The 19615-nt window shown below is 71.9% G+C and carries 18 protein-coding genes; 13 read left to right on the top strand and 5 right to left on the bottom strand.

Annotated features, from left to right (window positions below; all coding sequences use genetic code 11):
* Positions 1-26 precede the first annotated feature (26 nt).
* Complete coding sequence (locus QRX60_RS03130) at positions 27-1550, bottom strand: sensor histidine kinase (protein ID WP_286003485.1); 1524 nt, start codon at positions 1548-1550, stop codon at positions 27-29.
* Between the two features lie 166 nt (positions 1551-1716).
* Here QRX60_RS03130 and QRX60_RS03125 point away from each other — a divergent pair, with 166 nt between their 5' ends.
* From QRX60_RS03125 to QRX60_RS03115, 3 genes are read left to right on the top strand one after another with little or no spacing between them, the layout of a single operon-like run.
* Positions 1717-3084, top strand: a complete 1368-nt coding sequence (locus QRX60_RS03125; protein WP_285999288.1) for a purine-cytosine permease family protein — start codon at positions 1717-1719, stop codon at positions 3082-3084.
* 44 nt (positions 3085-3128) lie between these two features.
* A complete protein-coding gene (locus QRX60_RS03120; protein ID WP_285999287.1) occupies positions 3129-3800 on the top strand; it encodes an SDR family NAD(P)-dependent oxidoreductase in 672 nt (223 codons plus the stop codon).
* The gene (locus tag QRX60_RS03115; RefSeq protein WP_285999286.1) at positions 3797-4798 is read left to right on the top strand and encodes an S-adenosylmethionine:tRNA ribosyltransferase-isomerase; all 1002 of its coding nucleotides are present in this window, start codon (positions 3797-3799) and stop codon (positions 4796-4798) included. Before QRX60_RS03120 ends, QRX60_RS03115 begins: the two co-directional genes overlap by 4 nt.
* A 148-nt stretch (positions 4799-4946) precedes the next feature.
* Here the strand turns inward: QRX60_RS03115 and QRX60_RS03110 are convergent, their stop codons facing one another.
* A complete protein-coding gene (locus QRX60_RS03110; RefSeq protein ID WP_285999285.1) occupies positions 4947-5342 on the bottom strand; it encodes a hypothetical protein in 396 nt (131 codons plus the stop codon).
* A gap of 280 nt (positions 5343-5622) precedes the next feature.
* On the opposite strand from QRX60_RS03110, the gene QRX60_RS03105 reads away from it, so the two are divergent.
* The 4 genes from QRX60_RS03105 to QRX60_RS03090 all read left to right on the top strand — a co-directional run bounded on the left by QRX60_RS03105 (position 5623) and on the right by QRX60_RS03090 (position 9258).
* Entirely contained in the window at positions 5623-6681 is a 1059-nt protein-coding gene (locus QRX60_RS03105; RefSeq protein ID WP_285999284.1) for an ABC transporter substrate-binding protein, read from the top strand.
* 19 nt (positions 6682-6700) lie between these two features.
* Positions 6701-7492 carry an ABC transporter ATP-binding protein gene (locus QRX60_RS03100; RefSeq protein WP_285999283.1) on the top strand — a complete coding sequence of 264 codons (792 nt, stop codon included), beginning with the start codon at positions 6701-6703 and terminating at the stop codon, positions 7490-7492.
* Positions 7479-8363, top strand: a complete 885-nt coding sequence (locus tag QRX60_RS03095) for an ABC transporter permease (RefSeq protein ID WP_285999282.1) — start codon at positions 7479-7481, stop codon at positions 8361-8363. Before QRX60_RS03100 ends, QRX60_RS03095 begins: the two co-directional genes overlap by 14 nt.
* A 76-nt stretch (positions 8364-8439) precedes the next feature.
* A complete protein-coding gene (locus QRX60_RS03090) occupies positions 8440-9258 on the top strand; it encodes an SMP-30/gluconolactonase/LRE family protein (protein WP_285999281.1) in 819 nt (272 codons plus the stop codon).
* Positions 9259-9261: 3 nt separating this feature from the next.
* Here QRX60_RS03090 and QRX60_RS03085 read toward each other — a convergent pair whose 3' ends face one another.
* A complete protein-coding gene (locus QRX60_RS03085; RefSeq protein WP_285999280.1) occupies positions 9262-9618 on the bottom strand; it encodes a hypothetical protein in 357 nt (118 codons plus the stop codon).
* A 95-nt stretch (positions 9619-9713) separates the two neighbouring features.
* Positions 9714-11279, bottom strand: coding sequence for a DEAD/DEAH box helicase (locus tag QRX60_RS03080; protein WP_285999279.1), 1566 nt, complete (start codon positions 11277-11279; stop codon positions 9714-9716).
* 235 nt (positions 11280-11514) lie between these two features.
* On the opposite strand from QRX60_RS03080, the gene QRX60_RS03075 reads away from it, so the two are divergent.
* Genes QRX60_RS03075 through QRX60_RS03055 form a run of 5 tightly spaced genes read left to right on the top strand, consistent with a single transcriptional unit; the run spans position 11515 to position 15501 of the window.
* Positions 11515-13221, top strand: a complete 1707-nt coding sequence (locus QRX60_RS03075) for an acyl-CoA dehydrogenase (RefSeq protein ID WP_285999278.1) — start codon at positions 11515-11517, stop codon at positions 13219-13221.
* Positions 13221-13667, top strand: coding sequence for a nitroreductase family deazaflavin-dependent oxidoreductase (locus QRX60_RS03070; protein WP_286003484.1), 447 nt, complete (start codon positions 13221-13223; stop codon positions 13665-13667). The genes QRX60_RS03075 and QRX60_RS03070 overlap by 1 nt, the downstream gene beginning before the upstream one ends.
* A complete protein-coding gene (locus tag QRX60_RS03065; RefSeq protein WP_285999277.1) occupies positions 13664-14434 on the top strand; it encodes a 2-keto-4-pentenoate hydratase in 771 nt (256 codons plus the stop codon). Before QRX60_RS03070 ends, QRX60_RS03065 begins: the two co-directional genes overlap by 4 nt.
* Positions 14435-14463: 29 nt before the next feature.
* Positions 14464-15078, top strand: coding sequence for a VOC family protein (locus tag QRX60_RS03060; RefSeq protein ID WP_285999276.1), 615 nt, complete (start codon positions 14464-14466; stop codon positions 15076-15078).
* A gap of 9 nt (positions 15079-15087) precedes the next feature.
* Positions 15088-15501 carry a hypothetical protein gene (locus QRX60_RS03055; protein WP_285999275.1) on the top strand — a complete coding sequence of 138 codons (414 nt, stop codon included), beginning with the start codon at positions 15088-15090 and terminating at the stop codon, positions 15499-15501.
* A gap of 59 nt (positions 15502-15560) precedes the next feature.
* Here the strand turns inward: QRX60_RS03055 and QRX60_RS03050 are convergent, their stop codons facing one another.
* On the bottom strand, positions 15561-17942 hold the full coding sequence (locus QRX60_RS03050; protein ID WP_285999274.1) for a Tex family protein: 2382 nt from the start codon (positions 17940-17942) through the stop codon (positions 15561-15563).
* Between the two features lie 147 nt (positions 17943-18089).
* On the opposite strand from QRX60_RS03050, the gene QRX60_RS03045 reads away from it, so the two are divergent.
* Positions 18090-19565 (top strand): chitinase, encoded by a 1476-nt coding sequence (locus QRX60_RS03045; protein ID WP_285999273.1) that lies wholly within the window; start codon positions 18090-18092, stop codon positions 19563-19565.
* The last annotated feature ends 50 nt before the right edge of the window (positions 19566-19615 follow it).

The following is a 19615-nucleotide window of genomic DNA, read 5'->3' as shown; positions in this document are numbered from 1 at the left end:
AGCCGGTAAGGGGGCCTTCACGGCGTTCAGGGGTCCTCGCCGAGCGGGATGACGGCGCGGACCGTCGTGCCGCCGGTGCCGCTGTCCACGCCCAGCTCACCGCCGAGGGCCTGCACGCGGTCGCGCAGCCCCGCCAGGCCCGTGCCGCCGTCGATGTCCGCGCCGCCGACGCCGCTGTCGGTCACCTCCATCCGCAGCTCGCCGCCCGCCACCGCGATCCGCACGTCCACCGAATCGGTCTGCGCGTGCTTCAAGGCGTTCGTCAACGCCTCCGACGTCACGAAGTACGCCGTCGCCTCGACCGCCGAGTCCAGCCGCGGCACTTCGGCGACCGACAGCGCCACCTCCATCGGGATGCGGTCGGCCAGCGACCGGACCGCCGCGGCCAGCCCCGCCTCCGTGAGGATCGCCGGGCGGATGCCGCGGGCGAGTTCGCGCAGCTCGGTGATCGCGGTCTGCAGTTCGTCGACCGTGCCGGACAGCAGCGCCCGGACCTCTTCCGGGAGTGCACCGCCGTGCCTGCGGTCGGCCATCCGCAGCAGCAGCACCACGCTGACCAGCCGCTGCTGGGCACCGTCGTGCAGGTCGCGCTCCAGGCGACGGCGCTCCTCGTCGCCTGCCGCGACGAGCCGGGCCCGCGACGCCCGCACCTCGGCCAGCCGCTGCTCCAGCTCCGCGGTCAGCCGCTGGTTGTCGAGCACCAGCCCGGCCGCCGCGTTCAGCGCGTCGATCGACCGGCTGTCCTTCCAGACCTCGTCGTCCTGCACCAGCGCCGCCAGCCCGGTGCCGTCGCGCTCCAGCAGCAGCCGGATCATCTCGGCGTTGCCGACGCGGGCGCGCAGCACGCCGGTCAGGAACGCCAGCGGCCACAGGCAGAACAGGATCCGGTACCCCTGCAGCATCGGCGCCGACAGCGGGTGCCCGTCGCCGAGCGCCGTGCCGACACCCGACGCGAGCGCGCCGGCCAGCGCGATGACGATCACCGGCGACAGCAGCCGCCGCTGCGGGAGCCGGCCGGTCAGCCACCGGTAGAGCAGCACGACGACCACGCCGGCGCTGATCGCCGTGGCGGCGAGCTCCAGCACGCGGTCGGCGAACGCGCCCCCGGCCGAGTCGGCCGAGATCGCCAGCAGGTCGCGCGGGTCGTCGTTGACCAGCAGCCCGACCACGCCCGTGCCGAGGACCACCAGGTAGGCCGCGAAGACGAGCAGCCGTTCCCAGCGCGACCGGAGCCTCCCGTGGGGAAAGGCGAGCACGAGGTGCGCGATCACCGGGCTGGACGCGGCGCGCAGCGGCACGGCGATCGTGTAGAGCACCGGGTCCGGGGTGAACTGCAGGTCCTCGAGGAACAGCGCGACGCCGGCCAGCGCGATGAGCACGCCGATCGGGTTCGCCGGGCGCCGCACGTGCGCGACCGCGCCGGCGAGCAGGAACAGGAACCCCGTGGCGGTGCTCAGCGCCGTGTCGAGCGCGGAGTGGCTGCCCTCGGCCGCCTTCAGGGCCGACGCGGTGACGCCGAGCGCGAAACCGGCGGCCAGCAGGCCGGTCATCGCGAGCGTCCGCGGATGCTGGACCACGCAGCCCTCCCGGTGAGCCGCGCCGGGCGATCCTGGCGGGTGTGTGCGACCGGCAACGGCACCCCGTGATTCGCCCGTTCGGGCCGTCGCGTTACACCACGCGGCCGCGCTTTAGGGTGATCGCGACAGGAGGCACGACATGAGCGGACGAAGCCTGGGTGCGGAGGTCTTCGGCGGGCGCATGCCCACCGGCGGCCGTGACCTGGCGATCGAGACCCACGGCATCGCGCCGGTGCCGGAAGGCAACCGGTTCGGGCGGCCGTGGCGCCTGTTCAGCGTGTGGTTCGCGCCGAACCTGACGATGACGGCGGTGTTCACCGGCACGCTCGCCGCGTCGCTCGGCCTCGGGTTCTGGACGGGCCTGGCCGCGATGCTCGCCGGCACCGTGCTCGGGTCGCTGCCGGTGGCGTACCTGTCCACCTGGGGACCCCGCACCGGCACCGGCCAGCTGCCGCTGGCCCGGCTGGCCTTCGGCGGCGGCGTCGTGCTGCCGGGGCTCGTCCAGTGGCTCGGCTCGATCGCCTGGGACGCGCTGGTCGGGTTGTTCGGCGGCGAGGCCCTCGCCGAGCTGACCGGGCTGCCGTTCTGGGCCGCGGTGCTGATCGTGCTGGTGCTGCAGTGCGCGCTCGGCGTGTTCGGGTACGCCCTGATCCACCGCGTGCAGGCGGTGATGAGCGTGCTGCTGGTGCTCGCGTTCGCCGCACTCGCCGTGAAGGTCCTTTCCGGACACCCGATCGCCACCGCCGACACCGCTTCGGGCGCCGACCTGGCGGGCGGTGTCGTGCTGTTCACGACGATCGCGTTGTCGCTGGCGATCTCCTGGGCGCCCTACGCGTCGGACTTCAGCCGCTACCTGCCGGCCGGGACGTCGTCGCGGTCGGTTTTCCTGGCGACGCTGCTCGGCCTGACGGCGTCCTACGCGATCGGCGAAGGCCTCGGGCTCGCCCTGGGGGCGTCGCTGGGCGACCAGACGGCGGCCGGTGTCGCGAACCTGCTCGGCGGCGGGTTCCTGGGCGCCCTCGCGCTGGCGGTGATCGCGCTCGCGGCGGTGTCTTCGAACGCGATGAACGACTACAGCGGCTCGCTGGCCCTGCAGACCGTCGGCGTCCGGTTGCGGCGCCCGGTGTCGGCGGTGGTCGTCACGGTGCTCGCGTTCGCGCTGATCCTTTGGATGCACAGCGGTGACCTGTCGGCGAAGTTCGAAAACGTGCTGCTGTTCGTCAGCTACTGGATCCCGCCGTTCCTCGGCGTCGTCGTCCCGGACTGGCTCGCGCGGACCCGCGGCGGGCGGCACGTGGACGTCCTGGCTTCGACGACCCCGCGGCCGTGGGCGGCGCTCGTGGCGTTCGTGGCCGGGTTCGGGGCGGCGGTGCCGTTCATGAACACGTCCCTCTACACCGGACCGGTCGCGTCGGCGCTGCACGGCGCGGATCTCGCGTACTACGTCGGGCTCGTCGTTTCGCTGGCAGCGTACTTCCTGCTCCGGCGCCGGGTTGACCTCAAGTAATGTAGAGGTTTGACGATGGTGTGGTACCCCTCGAAGGAGGAACCATGCCAACCGCACTCGTCACCGGTGCGTCCGCGGGCCTGGGCCGAGCACTGGCCGCCGCACTGGTGAGTCGCAAGTGGACAGTCGTCGGCGACGGCCGGGACCCGGCCGCGCTCGCGGCCGCTGCCCGGGAAACCGGCTTCACGGCCGTCCCCGGCGACGTCACCGACCCGGCCCACCGCGCAGCTCTGGCCGACGCCAGTCCTGCCCTTGATCTGCTCGTCAACAACGCCAGCTCGCTCGGCGCCAGCCCGCTGCCGCCGCTGGGTCGCTATCCCTTGGCAGAGCTGGAAAACGTCTACCGCGTGAACGTCTTCGCGCCGCTCGCGTTGACGCAGCTGCTGCTGCCCGCGTTGAGAGCGGCGCGGGGCACGATCATCGACGTCAGCTCGGACGCCGCCGTCGAAGCGTACGAAGGCTGGGGCGGCTACGGCTCGGCGAAGGCCGCGCTCGACCAGGTCACCGCCGTGCTCGGCGCGGAACACCCGGACCTGGCGGTGTACGCGGTCGACCCGGGCGACCTGCGCACGGCGATGCACCAGCGCGCGTTCCCGGGCGAGGACATCTCGGACCGGCCGCTGCCGGAGTCGGCCGTGCCGGCGTTCCTGCGGCTGCTCGACGAACGCCCGCCCAGCGGCCGCTACCGCGCCGCGGACCTCCTGGTGAGCGCATGAACATCCGTTTCGACCTGCCGGACGAGCTGTCGGCGTCGGCCCCACCGGAGGCCCGCGGCGTGGCACGCGACGAGGTCCGCCTGCTGGTCGCTTCGCCTTCGGGCGTCCACCACACGGTGTTCTCCTCCCTGGGGTCGCACCTCCTCCCCGGGGACCTGCTGGTGGTGAACACGTCCGGGACGCTGCCGGCGGCGGTCGACGCTGGGCGAGGGGGCCGTCCGGTCGTCGTCCACTTTTCGACGTCGCTCGACGACGGTTCCTGGGTCGTCGAGCTGCGCGCGCCCGGGGGCCCGTTGCTCGACGGCCGGGAGGGGGAGCACCTGGAGCTGCCGGGGGGCGCGTCGCTGACCCTGCTGGGCCCGGCCGCACCGGGCAGCTCACGGCTTTGGCGTGCGGCGGTGTCGGCCGAGGGGCCGGTTCCGGGGTTCCTCGCGGCGGTGGGCCGCCCGATCCGGTACGGGTACGTGCCGCGCGCGTGGCCGCTTTCGGACTACCAGACGGTGTTCGCCCGCGAGCCGGGCAGCGCGGAGATGCCCTCGGCGGCGCGGCCGTTCTCGGCGTCTTTGGTCACGCGCCTGGTCACCGACGGTGTGCTGTTCGCGCCGCTGGTGCTGCACACCGGAGTGTCGTCGCCGGAGGCGGGCGAGCCGCCTCAGGCGGAGCGCTTCCGGGTGCCGGCGACGACGGCGGCGCTGGTGTCGTGGGTCCGCTCGCGCGGGGGCCGCGTGATCGCGGTGGGCACGACGGCGGCCCGGGCGCTGGAGTCGGCGGCCGACGGCGCGGCCGAGGGGTGGACGGATCTGGTGCTGGGCCCGGACCGCCCGGCCCGGGTGGTCGACGGCATCATCACGGGCCTGCACGCACCGGAGGCGTCCCACCTGCTGCTGCTCGCGGCGGTGGCGGGCCACGACCTGGTCCAGCGCGCGTACGACGCGGCGGTGGAGCGCCGGTACCTGTGGCACGAGTTCGGCGACGTGTCCCTGTTGCTCCGCCGCTGACCGGCTGTCCCAATGTGGCGTTCGGTGCGTGGGACGCACCGAACGCCACATTGGGTGCGTGGGGCGCAGCGAGCGCCGCATTGGGTGCGTCAGGCGCACCGAACGCCACATTGGGTGCGTGGGACGCACCCAACGCCGCATTGGGGCGCTAGTGGCGGGCGGGCTGGCGGGCGTCGTCGCGTCGCCGGGAGCGGGCCATGCCGGCCAGCGCCACCACCGCGATCCCGAACCCGATCCCCGTCAAGACCGAGGCCACCAGGCTCGCCGTCGCCGTGGCGAGGCCGAACGCCCCGCCCAGGTACACCGGGATGCTCACCGCCACCGGCAGCCAGTTCCGCAGCGCGAACGCGCGGTCCGACGCCAGCCACAACACCCCGGTCACCGCCGCCGCGGTGAAGACCGGGATCGCCCAGACCACCAGGCTCGTCACCGCGTCCATCCCGAGCGACCTGAACCACTCGAACGTCGCCTGGCCCATTCCGATGAACAGCACGACCAGCGCCACGCGGACGCCGGTGGCTCCCTGGCCCCGTCGGCTCGTCATGTTCCCTCCCGAATCCGTCGTCACCTGTACCACGTTCGGGTGACGCGGCCGGTTGCCCGCACCGCGCAGGCCGTTTCAGATGCCGGGAACATCTCGCGTCCACCGCGCGAAGCCCGCATGCTCTTCCGGCACCGAGCGCGAGGACCAGCAGCCCGTAGGCGCACCCGGTCACCGATGTCAAGGAATCTCACCGGATTTCCCGAGATGCGGATGGCTATGCGCCTGGGTGGGTGACCGTGCGAACCTCGCCCCGACACCGACCCCGAAAGGCGACGCCGACGTGCGCACCCACCACAGAACCCGCTTCCTGGCCTCGGCGCTGGCCGCCCTGACCGTCGTGGGCGTGCTCGCGGGCTGTTCCCGTGCCGACAGCACCGCCGCGCCGGCCGCGAACCAGGGGACCGCCGGCGAGGTGCGGCTCGGCTTCTTCCCGAACGTCACCCACGCGCCCGCGCTGATCGGCGTCAAGAAGGACTTCTTCAAGCAAGAGCTGGGCTCGACCAAGCTCACCACCCAGACCTTCAACGCCGGCCCCGAAGAGGTCAACGCGCTGCTGGGCAACTCGCTCGACATCGCCTTCATCGGCTCCGGCCCGGCGATCAACGCCTTCACCAAGTCCAAGGGCACGATCCAGCTGGTCTCGGGCGCCGTCTCGGGTGGCGCGCAGCTGGTCGTCAAGCCGGACATCACCGGCGTCGACCAGCTCAAGGGCAAGACGATCGCCACGCCGCAGCTGGCCAACACCCAGGACGTCGCGCTCAAGAAGTTCCTGGCCGGCAAGCAGCTGACCGACCAGGTCAAGATCACCAACCTGGACAACTCCAAGACGCTCGACGCCTTCAAGAAGGGCGAGCTCGACGGCGGCTGGCTGCCCGAGCCGTGGTCCTCGCGGCTGGTGCTCGACGCCGGCGCGAAGGTCCTGGTCGACGAGAAGAGCCTGTGGCCGGACGGCCGCTTCCCGACGACCGTCGTCATCGTGCGCAGCGAGTTCCTGCAGCAGCACCCGGACACCGTCAAGGCCGTCCTCAAGGGCCAGCTGGCCGCGATCGACTGGGCGAAGGCCAACCCGGCGGACGCGAAGACCGTGGTCAACGGCGCCCTCAAGGAGCTGGCCGGCAGCAGCCTGAGCCAGGCCGTCATCGACCGCGCGTTCTCGAACATCGAGCTGACCACCGACCCGATCCCGGCCGAGTTCCCGCAGCTCGCGCAGGACTCGGTCACGGCAGGTGTGGTCAAGTCGGCGGTAGCGTTGAAGGGCTTCGCCGACTTCGGACCGCTGAACGAGGTCCTCAAGGAGAAGAACCAGCCCGCCGTGAACGCGCCCGAAATCGCCAAGTGATCTCGAGAGGCAGCCAGCGATGACCACGACCCTCCCGACCGGCCGGAGCAGCTTCACCGGCGCGACCGCGGTCCGGCTCGACGGCGTCCGCAAGGCGTTCGGTCCGGCCGGCCGCGCGGTCGTCGCGCTCGACGGCGTCGACCTCACGGTCGCGCCCGGCGAGTTCGTCTGCCTGCTCGGCGCGTCCGGCTGCGGCAAGAGCACGCTGCTGAACCTGGTCGCGGGGCTGGACGCGCCGTCGGCGGGGGAGATCACGCTGAACACGTCGCGGCCCGCGGTCATGTTCCAGGAGGCCGCGCTGATGCCGTGGCTGACCGCGGCCCGCAACGTCGAGCTGCCGCTGCGGCTGGCCGGCTTCGGGCGGGCCGAGCGTCGCGAAAAGGCCGCCGAGCTGCTGGAGCTCGTCCGGCTGAACGGCGCGGGCACCAAGCGGCCGCACGAGCTGTCCGGCGGGATGCGGCAGCGGGTCGCGCTGGCCCGCGCGCTGGCCGCGACCCTGCGCGTCGGCGGTGACCCCGAGCAGGCGCTGCTGCTGATGGACGAGCCGTTCGCCGCGCTCGACGCCATCACCCGCGACGTCCTGCAGGGCGAACTGCTGCGCGTCTACCGCAGCACCGGCACGTCGGTGCTGTTCGTGACCCACGACGTGCGCGAGGCGGTCCGGCTCGGGCAGCGCGTGGTGCTCCTGTCGTCGCGGCCCGGGCGGGTCGTGCGCGAGTGGACGGACGTGCCGCTGGCCGACGCCGAGGAGCTGACCGAGGAAATCACCAGGCACCTGCGCGAGGTGATCAGCACCCATGCCGCAGCTTGACCGGCCCGCGGAGGCCGACCTCGACGCGGTCGGCGCCGGACTGGACTCGCTCGACGCCCCGGTCGGCGACCGCCGCCCGAGCTTCTGGAAGCGGTTCGCCTGGGGCTTCCTGCCGCCGGTGCTCGCGCTCGTCCTCCTGATCGTCGTCTGGCAGATCCTCTGGGCGGCGGCGTTCTGGTCGGAGGCCCAGCTGCCCGCGCCCCTCGCGGTGTGGGACGAGTTCTGGAGCCGCGTCGTCAGCGGCGAGGTGTTCGGCTTCGTCTGGACGTCGGTCCACCGCGCCGCGCTCGGCTTCGTCGCCGGCGTGCTCATCGGCACGCCGCTGGGCCTGGTCGTGGCCAAGGTCCGCGTGGTGCGGGCGGCGATCGGGCCGCTGCTGACCGGGCTGCAGAGCCTGCCGTCGGTGGCGTGGGTGCCGGCCGCGATCCTGTGGTTCGGCATCAACGACGGCGCGATCTACTTCGTCGTCCTGCTGGGCTCGGTGCCGTCGATCGCCAACGGCCTGGTGTCCGGCATCGACCAGATCCCGCCGATCCTGCCGCGCGTCGGCCAGGTGATGGGCGCGAACCGGCTCTCGTCGGCCCGGCACATCCTGCTGCCGGCCGCGCTGCCCGGGTTCCTGGCCGGGCTGAAGCAGGGCTGGGCGTTCTCGTGGCGCTCGCTGATGGCCGCGGAGCTGATCGCGTTGTCGCCGCAGCTGGGCGTCGGGCTCGGCGCGTACCTCAACCAGGGGTCGTCGCTGAACAGCATCGAGACGGTGATCGCGGCGATCTTCCTGATCCTGCTGGTCGGCGTCGGGATCGAGCTGGTGGTGTTCCGGCCGCTGGAACGCGCGGTGCTGCGGGCCCGCGGGCTGACTTCCTCGCTTTAGCCGGTCGCCGATGTCGAAGCCGGGTTCCCGGCCTCGACGTACCCTTCGCAAGCGTTCCCGAGCGAAGGAGTTTCCGGTGGTTGCGGTGGTGCTGGAGGGAATCGCGTTCGGTGAGTCACCGCGCTGGCACGACGGACGGCTGTGGTTCGCCGACTGGCTGGCGCACGAGATCGGCGCGGTCACCCCGGCGGGACAGCGCGAGGTCGTGTTCCGCGCGGACTTCCCGACGATGCCGATGTGCTTCGACTTCCTGGACGGGCAGCCCCTGATCGTCTCTTCGTCGGACGGCTTGCTGCTGCGGCTCACGCCTTCCGGGCTGGTCACCCACGCCGACCTGGGCGGGGTGGGTTTCAACGAGATCGTCGTGGCCCGGGACGGAGGCTGCTACGTCAACGGCGGCGGGTTCGACCTGATGGCGGGCGAGGAGTTCCGCCCGGGGGCGATCCTCCACGTGTCCCGCGACGGCGAGGTCCGCCAGGTCGCCGACGACATCGCGTTCGGCAACGGCATGGCGCTGACCCCGGACGGCTCGACGCTGATCGTGGCGGAGTCGTACGCGAACCGGCTGACGGTGTTCTCCGTGCTCCCGGGCGGCGGCCTGGCCGACCGGACGGTGTGGGCCGACCTGGGCACCGGCGTTCCGGACGGCATCGCTCTCGACGCCGCGGGCGCGGTGTGGGTGTCGGATGTGCCGGGCCGCTCGTGCAGCCGGGTGCGCCGCGGGGGAGAGGTGCTGGAGACCCTGTCGCTCGGCCGGGGCTGCTTCGCGTGCGCGCTCAGCGAGGACACGTTGTACCTGGTCACGCAAGAGTGGCGAGGCCTCGACGGGGTGGGGACGGCGGCGGAAAGGACCGGCCGGATCCTGGCGCACCCGGTCCCGGCCGGCCGTGCGTGAAGCTCACTCCACCGCGACTTCGAGGGAGAGCTGCTGCAGGAGCTGCAGGACGTCCGGTCCGGGCTGGTCCGTTTCGTAGGCTTCGACGATCTTGACGAACCCCAGCAGCAGACCGCGCAGGATCGCCTCCTGACGCCGGGCCAGCTCGTCGATCGCCTGCTTGACGACGTCCTGGACCTCGGCGGCGTACTCCGGCGGCACCGTGGAGTCCGCGGTCATGGTGAAGTCGAGGGCCCCTTCGAGCAATTCGGGGTAGCCGCTCGAGCCGGACTCGTCGCCTTCGCCCTGCAGGTTCAGGCGGAGCCGGTAGACCGACGCCAGCAGGCCGATGCCGGTCTGCACCAGGTCCGTGTCGTCCATCACGAGAGCATCGCACGCGATCCGCGGATGCGCTGCCTGCCGAGACGACAGACCCCGGACGCGCGGTCCGGGGTCTGTCGGTTCGGTTCAGTCGCTCAGCGGCCTCGGCGGCCGCCCGCGCGGGTGCCGGAGGAGAAGGCCGCCACGCCGCCGGAGCCCGAGCGGCGGTTGGCCGCGGCCGGAGCTCCCGAGCGGGCCGAGCCACCCGAAGCGGCCGGCGCACCGGACCGCCGGGACCCGCCCGAGGCGGCCGCGGCAGCGCCGGAGCGTCGCGCACCGCCGGAAGCGGCACCCGACCGGCGGCCACCGGACTTCTCCGGGCCGGCCGCCCGCGATTCCTCGCGGAACCCCTGGCCGTTGGCGCGAGACCGCTGCCCGCCCCGGTTCTCCTTCGGCGCGCCGGTGCCCCGGCGGCCGCGGCCACTGCCCGGCGCCGCGCCGGAAGCAGTCACCTTCTTGGGCCGGTTGTCCACCGGCGGCCGCTTCGGCGACGCCGTGAACGAACGCTCGCCCGGGGCCAGCTCCGCCAGCAGGGGGTGACCCGGGCCGAGCTGGGTCGTCGTCGGCTTGATGCCCGCCTTGCGCGTCAGGTCCCGCACGTCGCGGACCTGCGCGTCGGTCATCAGCGTGACCACCGTGCCGGACGCGCCGGCGCGGGCCGTGCGGCCCGAGCGGTGCAGGTACGCCTTGTGCTCCACCGGCGGGTCGGCGTGGATGACCAGCCGGACGTCGTCGACGTGGATGCCGCGGGCCGCGATGTCCGTCGCGACCAGCGTCTTCGCCGCGCCCGAGGAGAACGCCTCGAGGTTGCGCGTGCGGGCGTTCTGGCCCAGGTTGCCGTGCAGCTCCACCGCCGGGACGCCGGAGGCCACGAGCTTGCGCGTCAGCGCCTTCGCGCGGCTCTTCGTCCGGGTGAACACCAGGGTCCGGCCCGGGGCGGCGGTCAGGTCGACCAGCACCGGCAGCCGGTGGGTCTCCTCGAGGTGCAGGACGTGGTGCTCCATCGTCGACACCGGCGACTGCGCCGAGTCGACGCTGTGCGTGATCGGGTCGGTCATGAAGCGCTTGACCAGCACGTCGACGCCGTTGTCCAGGGTCGCGGAGAACAGCATCCGCTGCCCGCGCGAGGGCGTCTGGTCCATGATCCGCCGGACCTCGGGCAGGAAGCCCAGGTCGGCCATGTGGTCGGCCTCGTCGAGGACGGTGATCTCGACGGCGTCGAGCTTCACGTGCCCGGAGCGCATGTGGTCGGCGAGCCGGCCGGGGCAGGCGACGACGATGTCGACGCCGTCACGCAGCTTCGTGATCTGCGGGTTCGCGCTGACCCCGCCGAAGATGGTCGTCGTGCGCAGGCCCAGCGGCTTGGCCAGCGGCAGGATCGAGGCTTCGATCTGCGTCGCGAGCTCACGCGTCGGCGCCAGGATCAGCGCGCGGGGCCGGCCCGGCTTGCGCCGGGTCGGGCCCTCGGCGAGGCGCGCCAGCACGGGCAGCACGAAACCGTAGGTCTTGCCGGAGCCGGTCCGGCCGCGGCCGAGCACGTCACGCCCGGCGAGGGTGTGCGGCAGGGTCGCCACCTGGATGGGGAAGGGCGCGGTGACGCCCTGGGCGGCCAGCGAGTCCACGAGGGTGGCGGGCAGGCCGAGTTCAGCGAAGGTGGTCATAAGTGCATGCGGGCGCCTCGCGCCCTGGTCTCCATTACCTGAGAAGGGTTGTCCTGCCCGGCGCAGACCTGTCTTCGGCCGCGGCGCGTGGTAGTCGACAACAGCAGCGGGCCGAGGCAGAACTGAGCGGCCCGCATGATCAGTATAGCTGGCCGGGGTGACGTACCCCCAGTGAGATTGCCCGCACTCTGGGGGGCTTGCTAAGTTACTGGTCGGTAATCGAGGAGGCTCACCCATGCTGCTGAACCCGCACGAGTACGACCCGGCCCACTTCGACGCGGAAACGCGCAGGCTGCTCCGGGCCACCATCGACTGGTTCGAGCAGCGGGGCAAGGCGAAGCTCACCGAGGACTACCACGCCCGCACCTTCTACGCCGACTTCCTCGAGTTCGCCGGCAAGGAAGGCCTGTTCTCGACCTTCCTGACGCCCGCCGCGAACGCCGACGGCAACCCGGACAAGCGCTGGGACACCGCCCGCGTCGCCGCGCTGTCGGAAATCCTCGGCTTCTACGGGCTCAACTACTGGTACCCGTGGCAGGTCACCATCCTCGGCCTCGGCCCGGTGTGGCAGAGCGGCAACGACGTCGCCCGCAAGCGCGCGGCGGACGCGCTCGACGCGGGTGGCGTCGGCGCCTTCGGACTGTCCGAAAAGGACCACGGCGCCGACATCTACTCCTCCGACCTGGTGCTCACCAAGGACGGCGACGGCTACCGCGCCACCGGCTCGAAGTACTACATCGGCAACGGCAACTGCGCGCGCACGGTGTCGGTCTTCGGCCGCATCGACGGCGTCGAGGGCCCCGACCAGTACGTCTTCTTCTACGCCGACTCCGAGCACCCGAACTACCACGTCGTGAAGAACGTCGTGCCGTCGCAGATGTACGTCGCCGAGTTCCGGCTCGAGGACTACCCGGTGCAGGCCGAGGACATCCTGCACGTCGGCGCCGAAGCCTTCAGCGCCGCGCTGAACACCGTCAACATCGGCAAGTTCAACCTCTGCTTCGGCGGCATCGGCATGGCGACGCACTCGCTGTACGAGGCCATCACGCACGCGCACAACCGCGTCCTGTACGGCAAGCCCGTGACGAACTTCCCGCACGTGCGCCGCGAGTTCGTCGAGGCCTACGCGCGGCTGACCGCGATGAAGCTGTTCTCCGACCGGGCCGTCGACTACTTCCGCAGCGCGAACCCGGACGACCGCCGCTACCTGCTGTTCAACCCGATCACCAAGATGAAGGTGACGACCGAGGCGCAGAAGGTGATCGGCCTGGTCGCCGACGTCGTCGCGGCCAAGGGCTTCGAGGCCGACACCTACCTCGCGATGTCGAAGAACGACATCGACGGCCTGCCGAAGCTCGAGGGCACGGTGGCCGTGAACCTCGCGCTGATCGCCAAGTTCATGCCTGCCTACCTCTTCGCGCCGCAGGAGTACGCGCCGGTCCCGACGCGCACCGACGCCGCGGACGACGAGTTCCTCTTCCGCCAGGGCCCGGCCCGCGGGCTGTCGAAGATCCGGTTCCACGACTGGAAGACCGCCTACGCCGAGGCCGCGCACATCCCGAACGTCGCGCTCTTCACCGAGCAGGCCGGTTCGCTGGTCAAGCTGCTCACCGAGGCGGCGCCGGACGAGGCGCAGCAGGCCGACCTCGACTTCGGGCTCGCGCTCACCGAGCTGTTCACGCTCGTCGTCTACGGCCAGCTGATCCTGGAGCAGGCGCGGATCACCGGGCTCGACGAGCAGGTCGTCGACCAGATCTTCGCGGTGCTCGTGCAGGACTTCAGCGCCGCCGCGGTCGACCTCAACGGCAAGGCGAGCTCGACCGAAGCCCAGCAGGCGATCGCGCTGGCCGCGCTGCGCAAGCCGGTGGTCGACACCGAGCGCTTCGAGAACGTCTGGGCGCGGGTCCGCGACCTCTCCGGGGTCTACGCTATGCACCCGTGATGGCCAGGAAGTACCGGCTCGGGGTAGCGCGGAAAGCCGCGAACGTGGTCGTGCGGGCGTTGCTGGCGCGCGGGATCCCGATCAACGGGAGCACCGGGTACCTGCTGACCACGCGAGGGCGCAAGAGCGGCGTGGACCGGACCACGCCGGTCAACGTCCTCGAGGTCGGCGGCGACCGCTGGCTCGTCTCGCCGTACGGGCAGGTCGGCTGGGTGCACAACCTGCGCGCCGACGCCACCGCCCGGCTGCGGCGCGGCCGCACGCGGGAGACGTGGACGGTCGAGGAGGCCGACGCCGCGACCGCCGGGCCGGTCCTGCGCGCGTACGTCCGCAAGATCCCCGTGACGGCGCCGTTCTTCGACGCGAAGCTCAGTGACCCCGCCGAAGCCTTCGCGGCGGAAGCCGATCGACACCCGGTGTTCCGGTTGGCAAGATCACGGGCGTGAACCGAGAGCGGGCGGCGGAACTCATCTGGGACGCGTGGCAGACCGGCAAGCGTCTCGACGGGCTTCCGGAGGACGCCCGCCCGCGCGACGCCGGCGAGGGCATGGCCGCGCAGGCGGCGCTCGCCGAGCTGGCCGGGCCGGTGTCCGGCTGGAAGATCGCGGCGACCACCGCGTACGCCCGGAAGTACCTCGAGGTCCCCGGCCCGCTGCCGGGGGTGATGTTCGAGCGGTTCCGCCACGCCGAAGGCGAGCCGGTGCCGGCCGACACGATGACCATGGGCGTCGCCGAACCCGAGTTCGCCTTCCGGCTCAAGGCCGATCCCGGCTCGTCGCCGTCGCTGACCGCGGTGCTCGACGCGGTCGACACGATGTTCCTCGCGCTGGAGATGCCCGACAGCCGCTACACCGACCACCAGCACGCGGGCGGCCCGCAGCTGCTGGCCGACGTCGCGTGCGCGGGCCGGTTCGTCGAGGGGCGGCCGGTCCCGGGCTGGCGCGACCTCGACCTGCCGCGGCAGGCGGTCGTCCTGCACGCCGACGGCGAGGAGTTCTCGCGCGGCAGCGGCAGCCTGGTGCTCGGCGACCCGCGGCTGGCCCTGCACTGGCTGGCGATGGAGCTGTCCCGCCACGGCCGTTCCCTGCGCCCGGGCGACGTCGTGACGACCGGGACGGCGACCCCGCCGTGCCCGATCCACGCCGGCGGCCACGTCGTGGCGGACTTCGGCGCGCTGGGCAGCGTGGAAGCGCGGTTCGCCGGGGGAGGGTAATTCGGCGGATCCGGGGCTATCGTCGGCGCGTGGGCGAGCGCGGCAGGCCACGGCACCCCGACCGGCTGACCCCCGCCGAGTGGCGGGTGGTCGACGCGGTCCGCCACGGCCTGACCAACGGCGAGATCGCGCGGCGGCGCGGCACCAGCCGGGACGCCGTCAAGTTCCACGTCGGCAACGCGGTCCGCAAGCTCGGCCTGACCGGGCGGGCCGAGCTGCGCGCGTGGCGCGGCGCCCCGGCGGACAGCGCGCTCGCCGGCCGGGCGGGTGAGGAGGCGGCGGTGCTGGGACCGATCGGGCAGGTTTCGCGGACGGTCGCGGATCTCGGCCGGGCGAAGGCGTTCTACGGCGACGTGCTCGGGTTGGAGCACCTCTACACCTTCGGTGACCTGGCGTTCTTCGACTGCGACGGCGTCCGCCTGTTCCTGACCGCCGGCGAGCCGAAGGGTACGGAGTCGGTGCTGTACTTCCGGGTCCCGGACATCGACGCGGCGTACGACGAGCTGCGCTCCCGGGGTGTGGAGTTCCTCGGTGCGCCGCACCTGATCTTCCGCCACGAGTCCGGGGTGGAGGAGTGGATGGCGTTCTTCGCCGACCCGGACGGTCATCCGACCGCGCTCATGAGCCAGGTCCCGCCTCGCTAGGGTGATCGGGTGCTGACGTTCCGTGCCGGGTTCCTGGTGCTCGCCGCGGTCGTGGCGGCGCTCGACGCGGGGTTCTGGTGGTTCGCGCACGCCCAGCACCAGACGACCGCGCGGATCGGCTTCCTGGTGGCGTTCGTGCTGCTGCTGGCGCTGCTCGCGGTGTCCGCCGGGCTGGTCCGGTGGGAAGTCGCGGCGCCGCTGGGGGTGGCGTCGACGTCGGGGCTGTTCTTCGTCGGCGCGGTGGCGATCTTCAGCGTGGGGTTCGGCTTCCTGCTGGCGGCGGTGGTGGAGGCGGCGCTGGTGCGCCGGCTGGTGCTCGACGCGTCCCCGGTGGGCTGGCGCGGCGGAACCGGGCTGATCAGCGCGGCGGCCGCGGTGGTGCCGGCGGTGCTGTTCGCGGTGGGCCTGGTCGCGCTGCGCTGAGCCGGAAAGCCGTGAAGGCCGCCTTGGTCCCCAAGACGGCCTTCACGGGATCTTGCTCGCTACTTGCCGAACCCGGCCCGCCGGAGCGCGTCCGCCATGGAGCCGCTGCCGCCGGAGCCGGAGTTGCCACCCCGGCCGCCGCCACCGCCGCGCTGACCGCCGCCGCCCGAACCGCCGCGGCGCTGACCACCGCCACCGCCGCCCTGGCCGCGGTCACGACCGCCACCGCCGCCACCGCCGCGGTTGCCGGACGGGGCACCCGGCTCGTCGTCCAGCCGCAGCGTCAGCGAGATCCGCTTCCGCGGCACGTCGACGTCGAGGACCTTCACCTTCACGATGTCCCCGGGCTTCACGACCTCGCGCGGATCCTTCACGAAGTTCTTCGACAGCGCCGAAACGTGCGCCAGCCCGTCCTGGTGCACGCCGACGTCGATGAACGCCCCGAACGCGGCCACGTTCGTGACGACGCCCTCCAGGCGCATCCCCGGCTTGAGGTCGCCGATCTTGTCCACGCCCTCGGCGAACGTCGCCGTCTTGAACGCCGGGCGGGGGTCGCGGCCGGGCTTGTCCAGCTCCGCCAGGATGTCCGTCACCGTCGGGAGGCCGAACGTGTCGTCCACGAACTCGGCGGGCTTCAAGGACGAAAGCGTCCGCGTGTTGCCGATCAGCGAGCGCAGGTCGGTGCCCGTCTTCGTCAGGATCCGGCGCACCACCGGGTACGCCTCCGGGTGCACCGAAGACGAGTCGAGCGGGTCGTCGCCGTCCGGGATGCGCAGGAAGCCCGCGCACTGCTCGAACGCCTTCGGCCCGAGCCGCGCGACCTCCTTGAGCGCCATCCGGGAGCGGAACGGCCCGTTCGTGTCGCGGTGGGAGACGATGTTCTCGGCCAGCCCCGTCGTGATGCCCGAGACCCGGGTCAGCAGCGGCGCGGACGCGGTGTTGACGTCGACGCCGACCGCGTTCACGCAGTCCTCGACCACCGCGTCGAGCGAGCGCGACAGCGAGACCTCGGACAGGTCGTGCTGGTACTGCCCGACGCCGATCGACTTCGGGTCGATCTTCACCAGCTCGGCCAGCGGGTCCTGCAGCCGCCGCGCGATCGAGACCGCGCCGCGCAGCGAGACGTCCATGTTCGGCAGCTCCTGCGAAGCGAACGCCGACGCCGAGTACACCGACGCGCCCGCCTCGGAGACCACGGCCTTCGTCAGCTTCAGCTCGGGGTGCTTCTTGATCAGCTCCTGGGCGAGCTTGTCCGTCTCGCGCGACGCCGTGCCGTTGCCGATCGAGATCAGGTCCACCTTGTGCCGGGCGGCCAGCGCCGCGAGCTCGGCGATCGACTGGTCCCACTTGTTCGCCGGCTGGTGCGGGTAGATGACGTGGGTGTCGACGACCTTGCCGGTCGCGTCGACGACGGCCACCTTGACGCCGGTGCGGAAGCCCGGGTCGAGGCCCATCGTCGCGCGGGTGCCCGCCGGAGCGGCGAGCAGCAGGTCGCGCAGGTTGGCCGCGAACACGCGCACGGCGTCGTCCTCGGCCGCCTGGCGCAGCCGCATCCGCAGGTCGATGCCCAGGTGCAGGAGGATCTTGGTGCGCCACGCCCAGCGCACGGTGTCCCCGAGCCACTTGTCGCCCGGGCGGCCCTGCTGCGCGATGCCGAACTTCGCGGCGATGCGCGTCTCGTAGTCGGTCGGCCCGGCCTGCGGCTCGTCGGTGGGCTCGTCCGGCGACATCGTGAGGTCGAGGACCTCCTCCTTCTCGCCGCGCAGCATCGCGAGGATCCGGTGGGAGGGGAGCTTGGTGTAGGGCTCGGAGAAGTCGAAGTAGTCGGAGAACTTCGCGCCTTCCTCCTCCTTGCCGGCGCGGACCTTGGCGACCAGGTGACCCTGGCCCCACATCTTCTCGCGCAGTTCGCCGATGAGGTCGGCGTCCTCGGCGAAGCGCTCGACGAGGATCGAGCGGGCGCCGTCGAGCGCCGCCTGCGCGTCCGCGACACCCTTGTCCGCGTCGACGAACACCGCGGCCGCCGCCTGCGGGTCCGTCGACGGGTCGTTCAGCAGGCCGTCGGCCAGCGGCTCGAGCCCGGCTTCCCGCGCGATCATGGCCTTCGTGCGGCGCTTCGGCTTGTAGGGGAGGTAGATGTCCTCCAGCCGCGACTTCGTGTCCGCGGCCAGGATCGAGGCCTCGAGGGCCTCGTCGAGCTTGCCCTGGCTCCGGATGGACTCGAGCACGGCGAGCCGGCGCTCGTCGAGTTCCCGCAGGTAGCGCAGCCGCTCCTCGAGCGTGCGCAGCTGCGCGTCGTCGAGCATCCCGGTGACTTCCTTGCGGTACCGCGCGATGAAGGGCACGGTCGAGCCGCCGTCGAGCAGGTCGACGGCGGCCTTGACCTGCCCTTCGCGCACGCCCAGTTCTTCGGCGATCTTCTGCTCGACCGACACGCTCACTGCTACACGCTCCTGCTTCGCCCTGGTTCCGATCGTCTCATTCTGCCGTTTCCGCCGCCCCGACTTTCGGATGGGGCTCCTTGACAATCAGATTGGTCTAGTCCATTTTGTGGTGACCTGCCTCACCACCGCCCGTGGAGGTCGCCCGTGGTCCCCAAGGTTCGCCTAGCCCTGCTTTCGTTACTTTCCGTGGTCGCGCTGAGCCTCGGCGTGACGTTCGTTCTCGCCGGCAACGCTTCGGCGGCGAACATCCTGGCCAACCCCGGCTTCGAAGCCGGCACCTCGGGCTGGACCTGCACCGCCGTGCCGACCGCGGTGAGCACCCCGGTCCACAGCGGGAGCCGCGCCCTGAGCGCGACGCCGACGTCGTCGGACAACGCGCAGTGCTCGCAGACGCTCACCGTCTCGCCGAACACGGCGTACCAGCTGTCGGCGTGGGTCCAGGGCAGCTACGTCTACCTGGGCGTTTCCGGCTCGGCGACGACGAGCACGTGGACCCCGGGCACCAGCGGCTACGCGCAGCTGTCGCTGAGCTTCACGACCGGCTCGAGCACGTCGCTGACGGTGTACCTGCACGGCTGGTACGCCCAGCCGACGTACTACGCCGACGACGTCAGCCTCGACGGCCCGGGCACCCCGCCGCCGACGACACCGACCACGCCCACCACCCCGACGACGCCACCCACCACGACCACCCCGCCGACGACGACCACGCCGCCGCCGACCCAGGGTGACCTGCCGAAGCACGTCCTGACCGGCTACTGGCAGAACTTCTACAACGGCGCCAAGGCGCTGAAGCTCGCGGACGTCCCGACGAAGTACAACATCATCGCGGTGTCGTTCGCGGACGCGACGGGCACGCCGGGAGCGGTGAGCTTCACGCTCGACTCCGGTCTGTCCTCGCAGCTCGGCGGCTACACGGACGCGCAGTTCAAGGCCGACATCAAGACGGTCCAGGCGCGCGGCCAGCGGGTCATCATCTCGGTCGGCGGCCAGAACGGCACGATCAGCGTGAGCGACTCGTCGTCGGCGAACAACTTCGCGAACAGCGTCAAGTCGCTGATCTCGAACTACGGCTTCGACGGCGTCGACATCGACCTCGAGAACGGCATCAACGCGACGTACATGGGCCAGGCGCTGCGGAGCATCTACAACGGCGGCGGCAAGGTCATCACGATGGCGCCGCAGACGATCGACATGCAGAGCACCCAGGGTGGCTACTTCCAGCTCGCGCTGGGCATCAAGGACATCCTGACGGTCGTCAACATGCAGTACTACAACTCGGGGACGATGCTCGGCTGCAACGGCAGTGTGTACGCGCAGGGCACGGTCGACTTCCTGACGGCGCTGGCGTGCATCCAGCTCCAGGGCGGCCTGCGCGCGGACCAGGTCGGCCTGGGCCTCCCGGCGTCGTCCCAGGCGGCGGGCGGCGGGTACCAGGCGCCGGCCAACACGGTGTCGGCGCTGAACTGCCTGGCCCGAGGGACTTCGTGCGGCAGCTTCAAGCCGTCGACGACGTACCCGGCGATCCGCGGCGCGATGACGTGGTCGATCAACTGGGACGCGTCGAACGGGTACGCGTTCGCCAACACGGTCTCGGCCGGGCTCGCGGGCCTGCCGTGACCACGCACTGAAAAGCCGTGAATGGCACATCGAGGGACTTCAAGTCCCTC

It is taken from the genome of Amycolatopsis mongoliensis, from assembly GCF_030285665.1.
GTDB lineage: Bacteria > Actinomycetota > Actinomycetes > Mycobacteriales > Pseudonocardiaceae > Amycolatopsis > Amycolatopsis mongoliensis.
Note: the sequence above shows the minus strand (reverse complement) of the source record. Positions and strands in the feature narration are given on the sequence as shown.